Origin of the sequence: Gilliamella sp. ESL0405, assembly GCF_019469205.1 — a bacterium.
Classification (GTDB): Bacteria; Pseudomonadota; Gammaproteobacteria; order Enterobacterales; family Orbaceae; genus Gilliamella.
Genome location: NZ_CP048265.1, coordinates 2,023,068 through 2,043,006, shown reverse-complemented (window position 1 = coordinate 2,043,006; position 19,939 = coordinate 2,023,068). Strand labels below are relative to the sequence as shown.

General features: G+C 36.9%; 12 protein-coding genes. 8 read left to right on the top strand and 4 right to left on the bottom strand.

What is annotated here, in order from left to right:
- Positions 1–2: 2 nt before the first annotated feature.
- Both nlpI and GYM74_RS08870 read left to right on the top strand, forming a co-directional pair.
- Positions 3–854 carry a lipoprotein NlpI gene (gene nlpI / locus GYM74_RS08875; protein WP_220217867.1) on the top strand — a complete coding sequence of 284 codons (852 nt, stop codon included), beginning with the start codon at positions 3–5 and terminating at the stop codon, positions 852–854.
- Between the two features lie 353 nt (positions 855–1,207).
- Positions 1,208–2,977, top strand: coding sequence for a DEAD/DEAH family ATP-dependent RNA helicase (locus GYM74_RS08870; RefSeq protein ID WP_220217866.1), 1,770 nt, complete (start codon positions 1,208–1,210; stop codon positions 2,975–2,977).
- 38 nt (positions 2,978–3,015) lie between these two features.
- Here the strand turns inward: GYM74_RS08870 and GYM74_RS08865 are convergent, their stop codons facing one another.
- Positions 3,016–4,410 (bottom strand): MFS transporter, encoded by a 1,395-nt coding sequence (locus tag GYM74_RS08865; RefSeq protein WP_220217865.1) that lies wholly within the window; start codon positions 4,408–4,410, stop codon positions 3,016–3,018.
- A 266-nt stretch (positions 4,411–4,676) separates the two neighbouring features.
- On the opposite strand from GYM74_RS08865, the gene GYM74_RS08860 reads away from it, so the two are divergent.
- The 3 genes from GYM74_RS08860 to recB are packed head-to-tail and all read left to right on the top strand — an operon-like array spanning position 4,677 to position 8,894.
- Positions 4,677–4,973, top strand: coding sequence for a YfcZ/YiiS family protein (locus GYM74_RS08860; RefSeq protein ID WP_220217864.1), 297 nt, complete (start codon positions 4,677–4,679; stop codon positions 4,971–4,973).
- Between the two features lie 10 nt (positions 4,974–4,983).
- The gene (gene sixA / locus GYM74_RS08855; protein WP_220217863.1) at positions 4,984–5,442 is read left to right on the top strand and encodes a phosphohistidine phosphatase SixA; all 459 of its coding nucleotides are present in this window, start codon (positions 4,984–4,986) and stop codon (positions 5,440–5,442) included.
- Positions 5,421–8,894, top strand: coding sequence for an exodeoxyribonuclease V subunit beta (gene recB, locus GYM74_RS08850; protein WP_220217862.1), 3,474 nt, complete (start codon positions 5,421–5,423; stop codon positions 8,892–8,894). The genes sixA and recB overlap by 22 nt, the downstream gene beginning before the upstream one ends.
- Before the next feature lie 181 nt (positions 8,895–9,075).
- Here recB and GYM74_RS08845 read toward each other — a convergent pair whose 3' ends face one another.
- Entirely contained in the window at positions 9,076–12,162 is a 3,087-nt protein-coding gene (locus tag GYM74_RS08845; protein ID WP_220217861.1) for a beta-galactosidase, read from the bottom strand.
- A gap of 429 nt (positions 12,163–12,591) precedes the next feature.
- On the opposite strand from GYM74_RS08845, the gene GYM74_RS08840 reads away from it, so the two are divergent.
- The gene (locus GYM74_RS08840; protein ID WP_220217860.1) at positions 12,592–14,313 is read left to right on the top strand and encodes a carbohydrate porin; all 1,722 of its coding nucleotides are present in this window, start codon (positions 12,592–12,594) and stop codon (positions 14,311–14,313) included.
- Between the two features lie 110 nt (positions 14,314–14,423).
- On the opposite strand, the gene galR is transcribed toward GYM74_RS08840, so the two are convergent.
- Positions 14,424–15,431 (bottom strand): HTH-type transcriptional regulator GalR, encoded by a 1,008-nt coding sequence (galR, locus tag GYM74_RS08835; RefSeq protein WP_220217859.1) that lies wholly within the window; start codon positions 15,429–15,431, stop codon positions 14,424–14,426.
- A gap of 350 nt (positions 15,432–15,781) precedes the next feature.
- Entirely contained in the window at positions 15,782–17,899 is a 2,118-nt protein-coding gene (locus tag GYM74_RS08830; RefSeq protein ID WP_220217858.1) for an alpha-galactosidase, read from the bottom strand.
- A gap of 227 nt (positions 17,900–18,126) precedes the next feature.
- Here GYM74_RS08830 and GYM74_RS08825 point away from each other — a divergent pair, with 227 nt between their 5' ends.
- Together GYM74_RS08825 and GYM74_RS08820 are read left to right on the top strand one after the other, a co-directional pair.
- A complete protein-coding gene (locus GYM74_RS08825) occupies positions 18,127–18,741 on the top strand; it encodes a TIGR04211 family SH3 domain-containing protein (protein ID WP_220217857.1) in 615 nt (204 codons plus the stop codon).
- On the top strand, positions 18,742–19,839 hold the full coding sequence (locus tag GYM74_RS08820) for a hypothetical protein (protein WP_220217856.1): 1,098 nt from the start codon (positions 18,742–18,744) through the stop codon (positions 19,837–19,839).
- Positions 19,840–19,939: the final 100 nt, after the last annotated feature.

The following is a 19,939-nucleotide window of genomic DNA, read 5'->3' as shown; positions in this document are numbered from 1 at the left end:
ATATGAGACTATTCAACCTGAAAATTATAGCCTGTTTATTGGCAGTTGCTATTTTATCAGGTTGTAGTAGTTCTTTTACTGTATTGGCTGTTCCGGAGCAAATTTCTTATGATGACGAATTGAAAATTGCTCAGCTCAGCCAACAGTTATCACGAAAAGATATTGACCCTGTGACACGAATGCAGCTTATTTTTGAACGGGGTATTGTTTACGATTCATTAGGTTTTAAAGCGTTTGCACAAAGTGATTTTAATCATTTATTAAGTATGAACTCTGATGTTGCAGATCTCTATAACTTTTTAGGCACTTATGCCTTAAGAGATGGGGAATTTGATACTGCGATAATGTTGTTTAATACGACTTTAGAGCTCGATCCTGCTTATGCTTTTGCTTATTTCAATCGCGCTATTGCGTTGTATCGTACCGGACATTATCAAACAGCTCAACGAGATGCAATAAAATTCCATCAATATGATGTGAATGAACCAATCCGAATTTTGTGGCTATATCTGATTGAAAAAGAGGCAGATAAACAAGCCGCACAAAAAATGCTACAAAAACGTTACGATCAAATTAGTGATAAAACTGTTTATAGTAGCGATATCGTTGCATTTTATTTAGGTAAAATTAGTCAATCTAAATTAATGCAAAATCTTCAACAAGGCGTTGAAAATAATCGGCAGTTAGCTGAGCGCCTTTGTGAAACATACTTTTACTTAGGTAAATATTATCAGAGTAAAGGTGACAACGAGCGTGCCAAAATGTTATTTAAATATGCTTTAGCCAATAATATTTATAACTTTGTTGAACATCAACAGGCACTTTACGAATTAAAGTTACTTGATGAAAAGTAACAAGGGTCATGCCAGTTTAAAAGTGAAAATATTGTTATAGCGTAGTTCTGATTTGCCAATTATATACACAACTATTTGATGATGCTGTTAATCCGTTTTATCTTTCATAAAGATTGTACCGATATAACTATGTTGCAAAAATTCGAATAGCCTTAAAGCGTATCGGCAGTTAGTTATTGGGGTGAGTTGTAAATTTTCCATTTAGTGAGCTGGCATAAATTGATTAAACTTTCTTTTTTAAAAGCAATACATCATTAAAAAACCTGACTGAGGGTTATCGTTATTGATAATCATCGGAATTGTTATTGCATAAAAAGTCAGTTTTGGTTTTCAAATTTTCAAAGCGAGTTTACATGACAACAGAAGTTTCTTTTACTGATCTTGGTTTATCCGAAGATATACTTAATGCATTAAATGATCTAGGTTTTACTAAACCATCACCTATTCAATCTGAATGTATTCCACTTTTATTAGCTGGAAATGATGTTTTAGGGATGGCACAAACAGGTAGTGGTAAAACCGCCGCTTTCTCAATTCCTTTTTTGATGAATATTGATGTCAATTTAAAGGCACCACAACTTTTAGTTTTAGCGCCAACTCGTGAATTAGCCATTCAAGTTGCCGATGCTTGTGCAGAGTACGCTAAATATATGAAAGGCGTTAAAGTATTACCACTGTACGGTGGTCAACGTTATGATGTGCAATTACGTGCTTTAAAACAAGGACCTCAAATTGTCGTTGGTACGCCAGGTCGTTTACTTGATCATTTAAATCGTAAAACGCTTGATCTTTCAAATCTTAAAGGATTAGTACTCGATGAAGCCGATGAAATGTTAAGAATGGGCTTTATCGATGATGTTGAAAGTATTATGGCAACCATTCCGGAAGATCATCAAACAGCACTATTTTCAGCGACGATGCCAGCGCCAATTCGTCGTATCACTAAGCGTTTTATGCATAACCCTAAAGAGGTACAAATCAAGGGTACGAATCAAACCGCTCCTGATATTGATCAAAGTTACTGGTTAGTTCGTGGTATGCGTAAAAATGAAGCGATTATTCGTTTCTTAGAGGCAGAAGATTTTGATGCTGCCATTATTTTTGTTCGTACTAAAACTGCAACTTTAGATGTTGCTGAAGTCCTTGAAAAACACGGTTATAGTTGTGCAGCATTAAATGGGGATATGACGCAACAGTTACGTGAACAAACACTTGATCGTTTGCGTAATGGTCGATTAGATATCCTTATTGCAACGGATGTTGCGGCACGAGGTCTTGATGTTGAACGTATTAGCTTAGTGATTAACTATGATATTACTTTAGATTCTGAATCTTATGTTCACCGTATTGGTCGTACTGGTCGAGCAGGGCGTGCCGGTCGTGCAATTTTATTTGTTGATAGCCGTGAACGTCGATTACTTAAAAATATAGAACAAACGATTAAAAAACCCATTCCGGAAGTGGGTTTACCGTCAAAAGAGTTGTTAGAGAAACGTCGTTTAGCTAAGTTTACTCAACAAGTACAAGCACAGCTTGAAAGTAGTGATTTGGATCAGTATCAAGCACTATTAAGCCAGATTCAAACAGAATGTGGCGCTGATCTTCAAACTATTTCGACGGCTATACTTAAATTAGCTCAAGGTGAACGCCCATTAATTTTACCACCTGATCCGGTGTTCAAACCTTCTCGCGATATGCGTGATCGTGATGGACGTAATGGCGAGCGTCGTTTACGTGGCGATAATCGAGAATCACCGAAACGCCGTGAACGTCGTGATGTTGGTGAAATGGATATGTATCGTATTGAAGTTGGTAAAGAAAACGGTATTGAAGTTCGCCACATTGTGGGAGCGATTGCCAATGAAGCGGATATTAGTAGCCGTTATATTGGTAATATCAAACTTTATGATACTTATTCAACCGTTGAATTACCAAAAGGTATGCCTAAGGATATCTTAAAACACTTTGAAAAAGTGAGAGTCCTTAATCAACCAATGAAGATGAGTTTAGTCAATGGCGCATCTTCTGATGCTAAGCGTGGTCGTCGTGGTAGTAGTAAAGTTGAATCGAAAGAGAAAGGCTTTACAAAAAAACGTGGTCGTGCGCCGGCACCTAAGTTTTAATTGTCAAAACCTCTGCTTAATGGCAGAGGTTTTTTTTATCAATGATTACCTCGAATATTTTCACCGGCACTTTTAGGAAGTGTCATAAAATCAATCATAGCGATAAGAGTTAACCCGGCAACCATTAATAATGCCAAACGAAAATCTTCAACTGTTAAATTGGTATTATTATGTCCATGAAAACAAGCTGCGATAAACAAGAATAATGCCCCTAATACTACCCCCAAAACATTGTTGATTTGTTGCGCAATAGTTGAAAGTATATTAGCGCTTTGTACTTCACTTTTATCAATTTGCGAAAAGCCTAAAGTATTTAGCGTTGTAAATTGAATTGATCTTGCCCCTCCGGATAGGAACAATACGGCTATCATCCATATCATTGGCGTTTGTGCCGTAAAAAAGGCGCATAAGACAAAACTGATTGATAACAATAGGCCGTTTATAATTAAGATATGACGAAAGCTATAGCGACGGATCAAACTTGTATTGACTAATTTAAGTGTGATGTTACCAGCAAATAAAACCAATAATAGCGATCCGGCCAATAATGGTGACCAGCCAAATGCAACTTGAAACATAAGCGGTAACAGAAAAGGTGCACTACTTAGGGCAATGCGAATTAATGATCCACCCAAAAAATTGGTTCGAAAAGTTCGTTTTGAAAATGCATGCAAGCTTATTAATGGATTATTTGAGTGGGTTAAATGATAACAAGCTATGGTCAATATCATACTGCCGGAAAAAACAATCGATAAGCACAGCCAGATACTGTTTTCGGTGTGTGAAATCATCTCCAGCCCGTAAACAAAAAGCAGTAAACCTAAACCGCACAATATAAAACCGATTCCGTCAAACGCCCGCTTTTGTGGTCGCTCTTTAGGAATTAATTTCCTTGCAAAAAATAGTGCGATAACCCCTAGCGGAATATTAAGAATAAAAATCCAATGCCATGTGAGATATTGGGCAAAAAATCCGCCAATCAAAGGTCCCATAACAGGCGCAATGAGACCTGGCCAAACTAAAATAGAAATAGTATTAACGAGTTGGTCTTTTTCGGTACGGCTTAAAACAACGGTTCGCCCAACCGGTACCATTAATGATCCGCCTAATCCCTGCAATAACCTTGCTGTGGTGAACATTGTCAGGTTAGTTGAAAGGGCACAAAATAATGAAGCTAACATAAATAGAACAATCGAAATGGAAAATACCCGATGCGCGGTAAAACGATTTGCCAGCCAACCACTGGCGGGTAGGCCAATAGCTAAAGCAAGCATGTAAGCACTAATGCCTATTGAAAGCGCTTGCGGGTTAACATAAAAAGATTTAGCCATATCCGGTATAGCCGTTGTGATGACGGTGGCATCTAAGTTTTCCATAAAAAATGTTGCTGCGACTAAAATCGCCATTTTTCGGACATGATTATTTTGCTGCATATGTTCACTAATAAAAAATAACTATAAATATATAGTACAAAAAATTTGAGTAATAAGAACGAGATTTTTAATTTCTTTATACACGATAGGATACTTAATTGCGCTTAGTTGGACTATTTTTTTGTTGGCACGATTAAGCCAATTTTTGGCAACCTTCCACGCTAATAAGCAAACAAATTGATAGGGTAAAATACTTGAGAATTTTGCCCTTAGATTTGATTGAGAGTATACTACTAGCAAATTAATCGGTATAACAGAGGTATAGCATGACAGATTCTTTAAATAAATGTAAAGCCAACGACACGCCAGCGTGTTGTTGTGTTGATGTGGGTACAATCATTGATAATGAAGATTGTAGCGCAGAGTACGAGCATGTTTTTGCAACACAATCAGAAGCTGAAGCTAAATTGGCATCATTAACTCAAGCTGCTAATGATGTTGCCTCAGAACCATGCGAAATCAATAGCAGCATTGATAAAGTTGAAAATGGTTTTAAATTAACAGCTAAGTTCACCTTTTGTTGTGGCGCTGAGTGCTTAATTTTTCAATTAAAATTACGCTAATCAGATATAAATGAAAGTTTGTATTATCAGACATGGTGAAGCAGGTTTTTCTGCTTCATCAGATGCTAGCCGTGCACTTACCGAGTTTGGTCAAAAGCAAGCAAAGCAAGCTGGCCTTTGGCTTAAACAGCAGGACTTTAGTTTTGACCTAGGACTAGTTAGCCCGTATTTACGTGCTCAGCAGACCTTTGCACAATTGTCTTCTCAAGTTTTTGTGGCAAAAAATGAAACTGAAAAGAATTTAGTGCCGGGAGGTAATCCGTCATATATCGCTGATTTATTAACTGCTCTTGCATCGACTCAATGTCAAAATGTTATGGTTGTATCGCATTTGCCATTAGTGGGCTATTTGGTTAATGAACTGTGTCCAGAAGTATCGCCCCCGATGTTCCCGACAGCAGCTATTGCTTGCGTTGATTTATCTTCAAATGCGGCAGGGAAACTTGAATGGTTTCATCAACCGGAATAAAAAAACTCAATCTATTTGATTTACCCTTAACTGGTCGAACGCTGATCGAAGCGTCGGCTGGTACGGGTAAAACTTATTCGCTTGCAATCATCTATTTACGATTGTTGCTTGGTATTGGGGAAAACAGTTATCCTAAACCGCTCGATGTTAGTCAAATATTAGTGGTGACTTTTACCAAAGCGGCAACACAAGAACTACGCTCACGTATCAGACAAAATATTCAGGAATTAAAACTAGCCATAATTGAAGGCAAGCATCAAGATCCGATTTATCAACAATTAATCGATCTTATTGAAAATAAACATATTGCTATCGAAAAGTTGACTCAAGCGCAACAATCGATGGATGATGCGGCTATTTATACTATTCATAGCTTCTGTCAACGTATATTAACCAGCCATGCTTTTGAATCGGGTGTTCTTTTTGAACAATCTTTGATTGCCGATGAATACGAACTAAAATTAAATGTAATTCAAGATTTTTGGCGCCAATATTTTATACCACTAGATAAATCGCTAGCTTATTTAGTGCTTGAAACATGGCAAGATCCAACGGCACTATTAACCGATTTAACGCCTTATTTAAATGTTGAGTTTGATGATTCAAATGATGAAGAACTGGAACTAATTGAGAAGATCAAAGCGTTTTATCAGCAAAATTTTGCAAAAATTGATGCTATTAAAAAAGCGTGGCTTACTTCGGTTAACCAATTGTCGGATATTATTACCCAATCCGGGGTAAATAAGAAATCTTATAGTAGTCGATATTTACCTAATTGGTTAAATAAGATCACATCTTGGGCACAAACAGCTACACAAACCTTTGGCTTACCAACAGAGCTTTCAAAATTTTGCCAATCTGTTTTGTTAGAAAAAACCAATAAAGGCCAAACAGCACCGACTCATCCAATTTTTGAACAGATTGAAGCACTGTGCAATAGTGTGCTTAATTTACGTAGCTTAATCTTAATGGACATCGTAAAAATTGTTCAAAAAGGGATCTATTACCAAAAGATTAAACGTGGAGAAATGAGTTTTGATGATCTGCTATGGCAACTTCATCGAGCTTTACGCGCTAAAAATGGTAAGCGATTAGCATTAAGTATTGCCAGCAAATATTGTGTTGCCTTGATTGATGAGTTTCAAGATACCGATCCGGTGCAATATAAAATTTTTGATTATATCTATCCTAAACATAGTTTAGATACTGGTTTACTGTTTATTGGCGATCCTAAACAAGCGATTTATAGCTTTAGGGGGGCTGATATTTTTACCTATCTCAAAGCGAAGCAATCCACTGGTGAAAATCATTTTACAATGCACATCAATCATCGCTCATCAGCATCAATGGTTGAAGCGGTAAATCAGCTGTTTGCCAATCATGATAATCCTTTTATTTTTGAAAATATCCCATTTCTAAACATGGATAGTGCTGAGCGTAATAGGCAAAAAGCGCTACTTATCGATAGTCAACCAACCAATGCGTTAACTGCCTATTTATTGCCTGAACAAGTGACAACGAAAACCGAATATCAGGAATATATGGCATCGTGCTGTGCTAAGCAAATTGTGGCGTGGTTAACTGATCAATCGATATCAATTCATGATGGAACTGCACCACGTAGAGTATCGACAGCTGATATTGCTATATTAGTTCGTACCGGGCGAGAAGCTGAAATTATTCAACAAAAGTTGCATCAAAGTGGTGTCAAAAGTGTCTATTTATCAAATCGCACTAGCGTTTTTCTATCCGATGAAGCGCAACAAGTTCTATGCTTATTACAAGCAGTGCTCATGCCTGAAAATGAATCAGCGTTACGCTTAGCATTAATGACCAAATTACTCGGGCAATCCATGGCAGAACTTGAGCAAATTAGCGATGATCAAGATAAATGGGAAAGCTTAATTGAGGAGTTTAAGCAATACCAAATTATTTGGCACTATTATGGCGTCTTAGTTATGTTACGCCGTATGATGAAAAAACGCCATTTGGCTGAAAATATTTTGGCAAGTGAAGGTGGTGAACGAATATTAACTAACTTTATGCATTTGGGCGAATTATTGCAAGAAGCCGCAGATGAATTAGACAGCCCTTACGCCTTGGTACGTTGGCTGACTAAACAAATTGTTAATCCGGATTTTAATATCGAAAATCATGAACAGCGTTTGGAAAGTGATGAAAATCTGGTCAAAATTATTACCATTCATAAGTCTAAAGGTTTAGAATTTCCGCTTGTATGGTTACCGTTTATTGCGCAATTTCGAGTCTCTGACAGTCGCTTTTATCATGATAAATCTAACGACTATCGAGCAACCTATGCCTGGCAGTTGACCGATGAAATTAAACAGCAGATAGAAGATGAGCGCTTAGCTGAAGATTTACGACTGTTATATGTTGCTATGACAAGATCGGTTTATCATTGTAGTATTGGTTTAGCCCCTTTGAAAAAAAGCCAATCTGCAATCAATTATCTATTGAAAGATGACTTAAATGCAGTAGGTAATTTTGCTCATTTGGTTAATGTTGAACTGCCAATTTCAACTGAGCAATATATTTCAACTCAACCATTGAATGAATCATTATCCGCAAATGTTTTTGAGCGTAAATTTACAACTAACTGGCGAGTGACTAGCTATAGTGAGTTGCAAAAACACTATACGGTTTTACCATATAATTCAGATGTGATTAGTAATTGGGATTTAGATCAAGAACAATCAATCGACAATCTTACTTACGAAGAGACGCAGTTGGATATTCACCATTTTCCTAAGGGTGCCTATGTTGGTACTTTGTTACATAAAATCATGGAAAATATTTCACCCACTAATATCAACCAATTGTGCGGTGATATGCTCAAAAAACTTAATTTAGAAGACAACTGGTTGCCGGTCATAACGACTTGGATTGAACGAATGTTAACCACTGAACTTCATCAAAAAGGTGCTACTTTAATGAATCTATTAAATGGTAAATGCATCAATGAATTACAGTTCTATTTGCCGATACGTCAAGCGGTGACCAGCGAGCAATTTGATAACTTATGTAAACAGTATGATGAGTTATCATTGCAGTGCCCCGAACTCGATTTTGAAACCATTAAAGGCATGCTAAAAGGTTTTATTGATTTAGTGTTTGAGTTCGAAGGGAAATATTATATCATCGATTATAAATCAAATTGGTTGGGTGAAAACGAACAAGCTTATGATCAAAATGCTATCAAACAAGTGATGTGTGAACATCGCTATGATTTGCAATACCAACTTTACTGTTTGGCGCTACACCGTTTTTTAAAAAGCCGTTTACCGAATTATCGCTATCAAGACCATTTTGGTGGTGTTTATTATCTCTTTTTGCGTGGAATGCCTGAACAAGGTGTTTTCTTCCATTTACCTCATCAACAGTTTATTGAAAAGCTCGATGAGCTATTTGACGGTCAAAATTCGCATTGTTAACAAAACTGAGTGTATGCACTAATTTATACTTATTATTTTAGTGCTGACATAACCAATATCCTTTTAATTTTCCCAATATCTTTTATAGTTTGCTCGTCGTTATGATCAAGTGGTAGATTTGTAAAAGGTAGTTAGAAGGCACAAAAATTGTGCCTTTTTATTTGGTTAAAATCGGCTTATCTCAACATCTAAATACCAGTTGATAACTATAATGTTTATCCGTGAGTAAATATTCTTGATGAACATTAGGTGTCCACGAGTCATCTCCGCCAATACCCATATGATAAGCATCGATACTCACATAAGCGGTGGTTTGCGGTTCGAGCAAGTGGCGATGTGATGTTTCCATTAGTTGTTTGGTACCGTATTGGTTAATATTAAATTTGAACTTTTGACCGGTGATAATCATGTCATTAAGTTGCAATTTCTTCACATCGCAACGTAAACCGTTTTCGCATGGATAAATATATGGGGTGTAGAGTGCTGAAAATGGTAATGACCACTGGGCAAAAATAGCCGAACTTTTACGGTCAGGGTAATTTTCATGAGGTCCTAAACCTAGCCATTTCACCTGTTTTGGTATCTGTCTTAATTGATAGGTCAGACCGATACGGGCAGGAGCCGGCATATCATTGTTTATATCAACGTGCACCGATATTGTTAAGTTACCTTGTGAATCAAATTGATGTAACCACCTACTTTGGATGACTCGCTGGTTTTTGACATAGTAGCCGTGCAAAGCTTCAATAACAATTTTATCAATTGATTGAGTAACATCAATACCTAAGCATTGGTGGGAAAGATTGTAGTAACCCGAAGCTTTCCATTGCTCAACCCAAGCAAACGGGTTATTGTTACTGTCAAAATCACCACTAATACCAATATCATTATCAATCGGAGCTCGTATAAATTGGTCAGCAAAAGGGGAGGCTAATAATGGCTTATTGGCTTTTAACCATTGACTTAATTGCCCGGTTTGTTTGTCAAATTGCCAAACTTGATTTTGAAAGTTGACCACATACAGATCTTGATTTTCGCTCAATTTGAGTTGATTTTTATTCGATACAAATGCGATCGGTGCAATGTAGTTATTTTTTAATTTCCACTGCTCCCATGCAACAATATGTTTAGCGGGTGACCAAGATGTCGCTTTGTTTTGTATCACCTGTACGGTTAAATATAAGTCTTCATCATTGAGCGCATCAGGTAATTTATCTAATAAAGTGATCGATACGCTGGCAGTTGGTTTAATATCGAGTTTAATTTTATTACTTAGTTTTTTCTTACCATTTAACGATAATTCCCAGTGCAAAACTTCATTATTGCTATGTTGGAATAGGTATTCGCTGGTAATTTCAATTATTAGTGGTTCTTGATTAATTAATTTAAATTGAAAAGGTTGTTGTATTTTTTTTGCCTCGATGACACTTGGGTGTAATTTGCGATCGGGAAAAACTAAACCGTCTAAGCAAAATTGTCTGTCATGGTATGCTTCGCCAAAATCACCGCCATAAGCCCAATAGCTGTCACCAGATTGAGTATGACAACGAATGCCATGATCAGCCCATTCCCAGATAAAACCACCTTGTAATCGAGGGTATTGTCTGAATGCTTGCCAATATTTAAAAAATCCGCCTAAGCTATTACCCATAGCATGGGCATATTCACAGAGTATCAAAGGACGTTTTTCATCAGGCATTGAAATCCATTTTTTTATCGCCCATTTAGGGACGTAAGGGTGTGGTTGATCTTGATCGACTCTTGCATACATCGGGCAAATAATATCGGTAGCAGCTGTATTCGCACCACCGCCTTCGTACTGAACCGGACGAGTGGGATCATGACTTTTTATCCAAGCATAAAGCGCATCGTGATTGGCTCCATGTCCAGATTCATTACCTAACGACCAAATGATTATAGATGGATGATTGCGATCTCGCTGTACCATGCGAGTGACTCTTTCACTGTAAGCGGCAAGCCACCTTGGGTCATCAGATAAGCGGGACATTGGAAACATACCATGCGTTTCAATGTTGGCTTCGTCTACTAAATACAGGCCATATTGATCACAAAGTTCATACCAGCGAGGATCGTTGGGATAATGGCTACAGCGAACAGCGTTAAAATTGTGCTGTTTAATGAGTTTAATATCTTGCAACATGGCTTCTTCGGTGAGTGCATAACCCATATCCGGATAGAATTCGTGTCGATTAGTTCCTTTTATCAGTAATGGTTTACCATTTATACAAAGTTGCCCATGCTTAATTTCAATAGTGCGAAAACCAACATTATAAGCTTCTGATTCGATTAATCCGTTCTTTTTGTGATATAAGCTGACAACCACACGGTAAAGATTGGGCGTTTCAGCACTCCATATCTGCGGTTTGGTAACGGGGATGCGGCAATATAAACGGTCATTATATCCGCCTTTTTCATCGATCGACGGTGTACCGATTGATTGTTGATGTTCGGCAATTAAAGTATTTTTTTGCCATAATTCAATATCGACCTTTAATAACTCGCTATCACCGTGATGTTTAACATCAATTTGTAGTGATAAATTAGCATTTTGATAACAATCATCAAATTGAGTTTGAATTTCAATATTTCGAAGATGCGATTTTGGTTTATTAAGTAATGAAACGCCACGAAAGATACCACTTAATCGCCACATATCTTGATCTTCAAGATAACTACCGTCACACCATTTTAAAACTAATACCGCAATGCGGTTTTTACCTACTTTTAAAAATGGTGTTAAATCAAATTCAGCAGCAATTCGACTATCTTGTGAATAACCAACCCAATGACCATTACACCAAAGGTGAAAAGCTGAACTCACGCCGTCAAAGATGATTCTTGTTTCACCTTCACCTAGCCACTGTTTTGTTATATCAACATAGGTTGAATAGCAGCCTGTTGGGTTTTCCTCGGGCACAAAGGGAGGATTATATGCAAAAGGGTAACGAATGTTAGTGTAAACCGGTGAATCATAACCCTGTAATTGCCAATTAGACGGTACAGGTATGGTTGTGGTATCGAGCTCTTTTTTTAACCACGATTCGGGGACAAGTTTTGGACTAGTAAAGTAGCTAAAAAACCAATCGCCATTTAACGATATTATTGCATCACTATGGCTATTGTTTTTCGCACTTTGTTTGTCTCGCCAGCTATGGAATAAGGGGTGCGTATCAAGTTTGTTAATACTCAAAACGGATAAATTATTCCAATCATGTCGGTTTATAATTTCATTAAAAGACGGATTCATATATTCTCCACTTATTCTTAAGCTATCAATTTTGGGTTAATTCATATACGTTTTTAAATCTCTTTAATTATAAATAACCAACGTTCAAAAACAGTGATCAACTTAACATTTATGTAATCGTATACACTTTTATTAAATAAGATTGTTTGTTGTTTTTTATCTTTAAAATTAATATGCGATTACACCTCCAGTTTTTGCTAACAACAAAAAAATTATTACTGTGATATAGTTCACAATATTGGCAATAAGTTTTTGAATAACCATTTTTATTCGTTATATTAAAAAGCGTCCATAAATGGATTTGGATTGTTACCGAGCATATATTATCGGGCAAAACCTAAAGAACAGCGAAAACTGTTCTTTAGGTTTTTTTTTGTCCCAAATTTACGGGGCTTTTAATTGTTCAGCAAAATAAATGAGTAGGGAAAAATGAAAAATTCAACAAAAACAGTATGTAAAGTAAAACTTAAACGAATCGTTTTAGTGACTTTGCTTAGTTTGTGTTATTTGCCAAATGCTATGGCTGCTACTCAAGATGAGTTAGAAGCAAGGCTTGCTGTATTAGAGCAGAAATTATTAGCACTTAGTGAAGAGTCTAATGATTTAAAAAAACAAGTAATAGCATCAAATAAACAAATTGCAAAATTAAATAGCGATCTACAAAAACAACAAGTAGTAATAAACAATCAGAAAAAAGCCCTTAAAGATAGTCAATCAACAGCGATTGTTAAACAACAAACGCCAGTCATTCCACAGCAACAGGTTAATACTAATAATCAAGTTATTATTGTGAGTAACAATGGCGAAGCTACACAACAAGTAGATCAACCAGTGAAAACGGCTTTCACTTTAGACGAATTTAAAGATTATATTAAAGAAGAAATTGGTTTTTCTTATAACGGCTATTTTCGTGGAGGATGGTCAACTTCCAGAAACGGAAAACCTAAAAACTATGCTGAAGGGGCATTAGGTCGATTTGGTAATGAGTATGGTGGTTGGTATGATCTTATCTTTAAGCAAAAAGTGTATGATCAAGATTCAAGGCGAGTTGATGCCATTGTCATGATTGATGGAAATGTGGCAACGAATAAAGCAGCAGGGCTATTTAATACTCAAGATGATAATATTATGCAGTTTTCAGATATTTATTTGGAAACTACAGGATTTGTCCCCTTCTTTCCTGAAGCAAAACTTTGGGTGGGTAAACACTCTTTACCTTATAACGAAATCCAGATGTTAGACTGGAAAACACAAAAAACCCCTGCCGGTGGTGGTATCGGTATCGAAAATCTCAAAGTGGGTGTCGGCGCACTTGATTTAGCATTAGTTCGAGCGGATGTGAATGTTAGAAATGGCAAAAAAGAAGTTATTGGAACTGATAGTGAGGGGAATGAATTAACCCAATATAAAAAAGAAGAAGTTGATTTGAATGAAATAGAGATTCGTTACCGTGATATCCCGCTGTGGAATGATGCAACGCTCGGTGTTAATGCACGTTATTCAGCGCCGAATAAATCAAAAATTCAAGATAGTGTGTCTGTCAAAAATGCTTGGTTAGCAAGTTTAGTTTTACGCCAAAATCAATTCTTTGGCGGGTTTAATCAGTTTACCTTACAAACGGCTACCAATTCGGTTGCTTCGCATTTTGCTAATATTAATACGAATAACCCTGAGTTTGCAGCTAATGCCGATAATGACTATATTGGCACACATACGGGCGGTAAAGCGTATCGTTTAGTCTCTGAAGGTGAGGCTTATTTAAGTGATGATGTTATTGTTGCTCATGCATTAGCATTAACCACAGGTAATGATGTTTATTCTTATGATCTTAATTTACCGCACACCGATTTTAGCAGCTTCAAATCCGCAATTCGACCTGCTTATATCTGGGATAATTATAATCAAAGTGGTGTAGAGATTGGTTATTTCAAACAGAAGAATAAAGCGGGTAACAAAACTTATCGAGAGGAAGGATATAAAACAACGCTTTATCACTCTTTTAAAGTTGGAAAAAGTATTTTATCTTCCAGACCGGATATCCGTTTTTATGCCTCTTATATTGAATCGTTGCAAAATGATATAAGTAAGTTTGATTTTAACGGTAAAGATCATCAATTGAGTTTTGGTGTTCAAACTGAAGTTTGGTTTTAGTCATTACGGCTAAAATCAAAAAAATTTCATCTGAACAATGACAAGGTTAATTTGCTTTGCTCAAATTGTTCAGATGATATTTGTATTTTAGGAAATAGGAAAATTTAAACTTATTCTTGAATAAAATTAACTGAATAGCGTTTGGTTAATGTTGGTACAAATACATTAACTAGATTAGTCGGAGGCTCTTCGCCTTTAGCTAATAACAAGGCAAGTTCAGCAGCTTGCTCAGCCATAGTTTGTAACGGATAGCGAACAGTGGTTAATTTTGGATGTAAGTACCTTGCCAGTAATAAATCATCAAAACCAATAATCGAAACTTCGTTAGGGATCTTAATATCGTTGTCATAAAGTACGGACATTGCACCAGCTGCCATGGAGTCGTTGTAGCAAGCTATAGCGGTAATCTGACGATTGCGTTCAAGTAATGACATCATTGCTTGCTCGCCACCGACTTCATTTGGTGATGCAAAAGTAATTAAATTTTCATCAACTTTTATATTATGTTCAGCTAATGCCTCTTTATAACCTTGTAATCGATCTGATGAGTCAGATATTTCATGATTAGAACATAAATAACCAATTTGACGATGACCATTTTGGATCAAATGTTTAACCGCTAAATATGACCCATAGCGATCATCAAGAGCGATACAACGTTTTTCAAAACCTTTTACTATTCGGTTAATTAAAACCATGCCCGGCACTTGTTGCATTAACTTTATTAATCTAGAATCTGGCAAAACTTTAGCATGGATAACCAGTGATGAGCATCGGTGTTCAATGAGCTGCGTGATAGCATTGTATTCTTGTTCTTCTTGATGATATCCATTACCAATTAATAAAAAGTTTCCTGTTCGTTTGGCCACTTTCTCAATTGTTGTGACCATAGCGCCAAAAAAAGGATCAGAGACATCCGCAACGACAATACCGATTGTATTTGAATTTTGCTGGGATAATGCACGTGCATTAGCATCTGGATAATAGTCTAATTTTTCCATGGCTTTTTTCACAATTTCACGTGTTTTATCACTGACATTGTCTGCGTTATTGATCACTCTTGATACTGTTGCAACAGATACTTTAGCTAATTGTGCAACATCTTTTATTGTCGCCATAAAAAAGACCCTTTATTTAATTACTTCTTATAAAATTATGTTTTTATGTATATTATTTGTCAATATAGAGCTTGTAGACTACCAACGATTAAAAACAAAAAGGGCTAGTAAAGCGGAAGGGGAACCTGCACTTGAATCATTTTACTTGCATCCTAAAGTTGATTCTGTTTGTAAAACATATTACTCCAAATATGTGACTTCACTATGCATGATAAGGCAAAACGTTAAGTTTGCCAAACCCTATCTAATCCTGAATCGTTTCAGTAAAAATAAGTTATTAAAGGGGACGTGGATATTTTCACCATTTCCCCTTTTTTTCATAAATGCTAAGTTATGGATTTTAAGTCATATTATTTAGCTGTTACTTTTATCAGCATTGCCGTAGCAGGATCTAGAACTGGCAATGGTAATCCGATATTCATTAACCAATCTCCAGATAATATGGTTTGTTGCTCCATCCATTTTGGTAATACTTTCATTGCATGACCACTAATTTTTGGATCAATATTATCCGGCATATCTAACACTTCAATGTGATATTGTTTATCCGGTAATAAACCTGTTAAACGTAAATTACCACTTAATGCATAAGTTGGTAGTGCTAATTGTGCGACAATGAAAGCGGCTTGTTTTTGGTCTTGGCTGACAACCCCATAACTTTGCATAGCTGGCGCATCGTCCACATCTAAACGAACGCTGTTACCATTATGCAGTAATGGCCGAAGTTGTTTATGTAATTTGATATAGTGCGCAAAACCTTGTTGCTCAGCGTCTGACTCTTTAACCGGGTCTAGCTCAACGCCCATATGTCCGAATAACGCTGTTAAGCCCCGTAAATTCATGTGTAATTGACGGAAAGTTGTATGGCATAATGCACCACCAATATGCGCCCCCATTACCTCTGGAGGGAAGAAATAACTCATACCACGTTGAATAATTTGTCGATCTAAGGCATCGTTAGAGTCTGAAGTCCAGAAACGTTGAGTTCGTTTTAAAATCTCATAATCAATACGCCCACCACCTGATGAACACGATTCAATTTCAACATGAGGGAATTTTTGTTGTAAGATATCAATCAATCGATAAAGTGCTTTTGTTTGTCCGACAATTGCCGGGTAGCCTTCATGACCAGCTTGAACGATTTCACGATTCATATCCCATTTAATGTAATCAATATCATAACTACTGAGCAACCAAGTCAATCTTTCCAATAGGTAATCAAAAACGGCTGGATTTTGTAAATCGAGTAAATATTGATGTCGCCCTTCTGGTTGATTGTAACCTTGTAACTCGAGTAACCAATCCGGATGAGCCCGATAAAGATCAGAATTTTTATTGATCATCTCCGGTTCGACCCAGATACCAAATTCCATACCGAGATCTTTCACATGTTTGATTACAGGCTCTAAACCATTTGGGTATTTTCGTTCATCTAAATACCAATCACCTAATGCTTGATAGTCATCGTCTCGTTTACCAAACCAACCGTCGTCAATAATAAAGCGTTCCACGCCCATTTGAGCTGCTTTGGTTGCCATTTGCATAATATACTCCGGGTTATGGTCAAAAAAGATCCCTTCCCAAGTATTAAGATGTACCGGACGTGGTTTATTTTGTACAAATTTAATGATATTTTGGCGTAAAAATTGATGAAAATTTTGGCTCATTTTATTTAAGCCTTCATCGCTATAAGTCGCATATAGCCAAGGCGTGCTGAGTGTTTCTCCTTTAGCTAAAGATATCTCACCTGAATAGTAGAGAGCTTCTGCTTGAATAAAACGTTTACCATTACTTTTTACGGCGACTTGAATTCGGTGATTACCACTCCAACCCAAATGAATTCCCCAAACTTCGCCAGTCTGTTCTTTAAATCCTTCTGCGCCTACAACCATTCCCGGAAAATATTCGTGCGATGTGCGCCCACGGCGGTTTTCCTGTAAATATCCACAATGTTCTATTTTTGTTCGGTGTGGGAAAAACTCTTTAATCCACCGCCCACTAAATGCCATTAGCTCCTGCGCTCGTTCCGGAATAGGTAGTGTTACTGATAGACGGCTAACTTGATAGGGTTCATCTGCTAAATTAGTCAGACTATTTTGACACTGCAAAACGCCGCTATCATCCAAAATTAATCTGCTAGTTAACCGGAGTTTTGCAATATTATCCTCACTGATTATGGTGATGTCATTACCGGATGTTTTAACTTCTTTGGTGACAAAAACAGGTGACCAATCTTGGCCATTTCGATGCCCTTCAAGCCCGGGGGTACTAAAATTACCTAAGCCTTCTTCGGGGCTAAGCGTAAAAGGTACGTCAACATCAATACGCGCATTAGGCACCGCAGGTATAAACATATCTATCGCATCCGGTGATTTGTCATGTAACCGTTTACCAAAATAACAAAGTTCTGCATAAGGTTTAGTGCGTAAGATAATATCGATATTATTATTTCTAAGATGATAGTTCATGTCTTCTCCCAAAGTTAATCACATCACGGGTATAAGATAATGAAAATTGAACTAAAATAGTATTATTAATTGTTAATTTTGTGATTAAGATCTCATAAAATGTAATCGTTTTCATTTTTGGAGTGAAAACTTATTATCTATTTATTCATAATTATTCTAAATGGTTATGCGAAAAGCCTATTTTTTATGTTATTATGTAACAATTATGAATAAATAGCAGAAATATTATGAAAAAACAGAATATTATTACTTTTGTTTCGCTTTTAACATTAGTCTTTAGTGCCAATGCTGTCGATAAATATGTATCTGACAATGTAGATGTTTATTTACGTCGAGGACCGAGCTCTAATTATGCTTTTTCTGGTTCGGTTAAAGCTGGCGATAAAGTTGTTGAATTAGAAAAAAGTGCTGACGGTAAATATACACGAATTCAGACTCGTAATGGTGGTTCTGCTTGGATCGAGTCGGCAAAATTGAGCGAAAATCCTAGTTATAAAGAGCGTTTTCCTGAATTAGAAGCCCAACTTGCTGAATATAAAGATAAAGTCGAAAATGCAGAAAAACATCAACAAGATATGGTTAAAAGCTATGTTGAAAAACTGCAAGTTTCTGATGAATTAGTTGAGACATTGCAAAATAAAAATAAAGCACTTGAAGCAAAATCAAAACAGCTTGAAAATCAACTTGAATCAATGTTAAATCAAGTTGATGACAAGCGCCGTGATCTGATTGTCACATGGTTCACTTATGGTGGGCTTGTTGCCGGTGGCGGTTTAATTTTGGGGCTTATTTTACCTCATATTATTCCTCGTCGACGCAATAAAGATCGGTGGATGCGCTAAATGAGTAAAATCTATCTTGTTGGTGGCTCTGTACGGGATAGATTGTTAAATCTACCGGTGACGGATCGTGATTGGGTGGTTGTAGGTGCAACACCCGATGAACTTTTATCATTAGGTTACCAGCAAGTTGGTAAAGACTTTCCTGTCTTTTTACATCCTGTCACAAAAGAAGAGTATGCTTTAGCTCGCACCGAAAGAAAATCCGGTAAAGGTTATACCGGATTTATCTGTGACTTCAATAAAACAATTACCCTAGAACAAGATCTTATTCGTCGGGATTTGACCATTAATGCTATTGCAATGGACGAAAACGGCAATATAGTTGATCCTTACCATGGTGTGGAAGATCTCAATCATAAATTATTACGCCATGTTTCCCCCGCTTTTCGAGAAGACCCTTTGCGTATCTTACGTGTTGCTCGTTTTGCTGCTCGTTATGCTCATTTAGGTTTTACCATTGCTCAAGAGACTCAAGATTTAATGGTTGAGATGGTGCAGGGGGGCGAGGTTAATTCCCTCACACCCGAACGGGTTTGGAAAGAGACCGAAAAGGCTTTAGCGACCCAAAATCCACAAATCTATTTTGAAGTTCTAAAACAGTGTGGGGCGCTATCAATCTTGTTTACACCTTTAACACTCTCTGAAGCGAATTTAGCGGCATTGAAACAATCAGCTTTAATTACTGACGAACTTGTGGTGCGTTTTGCTGTGTTATGTGCCAAGATGCCAACACGTCAATCTGTTGAGGCATTATGTTCACACATTAAAGCGCCAAATAACTTTTCTAAGACAGCTATTATGGTGCAACAAAACATTAATCGTGCCGTTTGTGCTGACAAACTGACAGCGCAACAACTTAATGATTTATTCAATAGTATTGATGTTTGGCGAAATCCGGCGCATCTTAATCAACTGATTGCTGCTGGCCAAGCTTATGCAACCAGCAAGGAGTTTACTCAAGCTCGATATCTTAAAGACGCTTATAAAATCGCTAGTAGTGTCAATGTGCAAGATATTATTGCAGAAGGCTTTGCAGGAAAGTTTATTCAAGTTGAGTTACAAAAAAGACGAATTGAAGCGTTATTAAACTGGATTTGATTGCATCTTAATCAGTTGCGACTTTTTTTTAAAATATCTAAAAAAAAGGGTTGACGATTTGGCTTAACACAAGCATAATGCGCCTCGCAGTGTTGGTTAT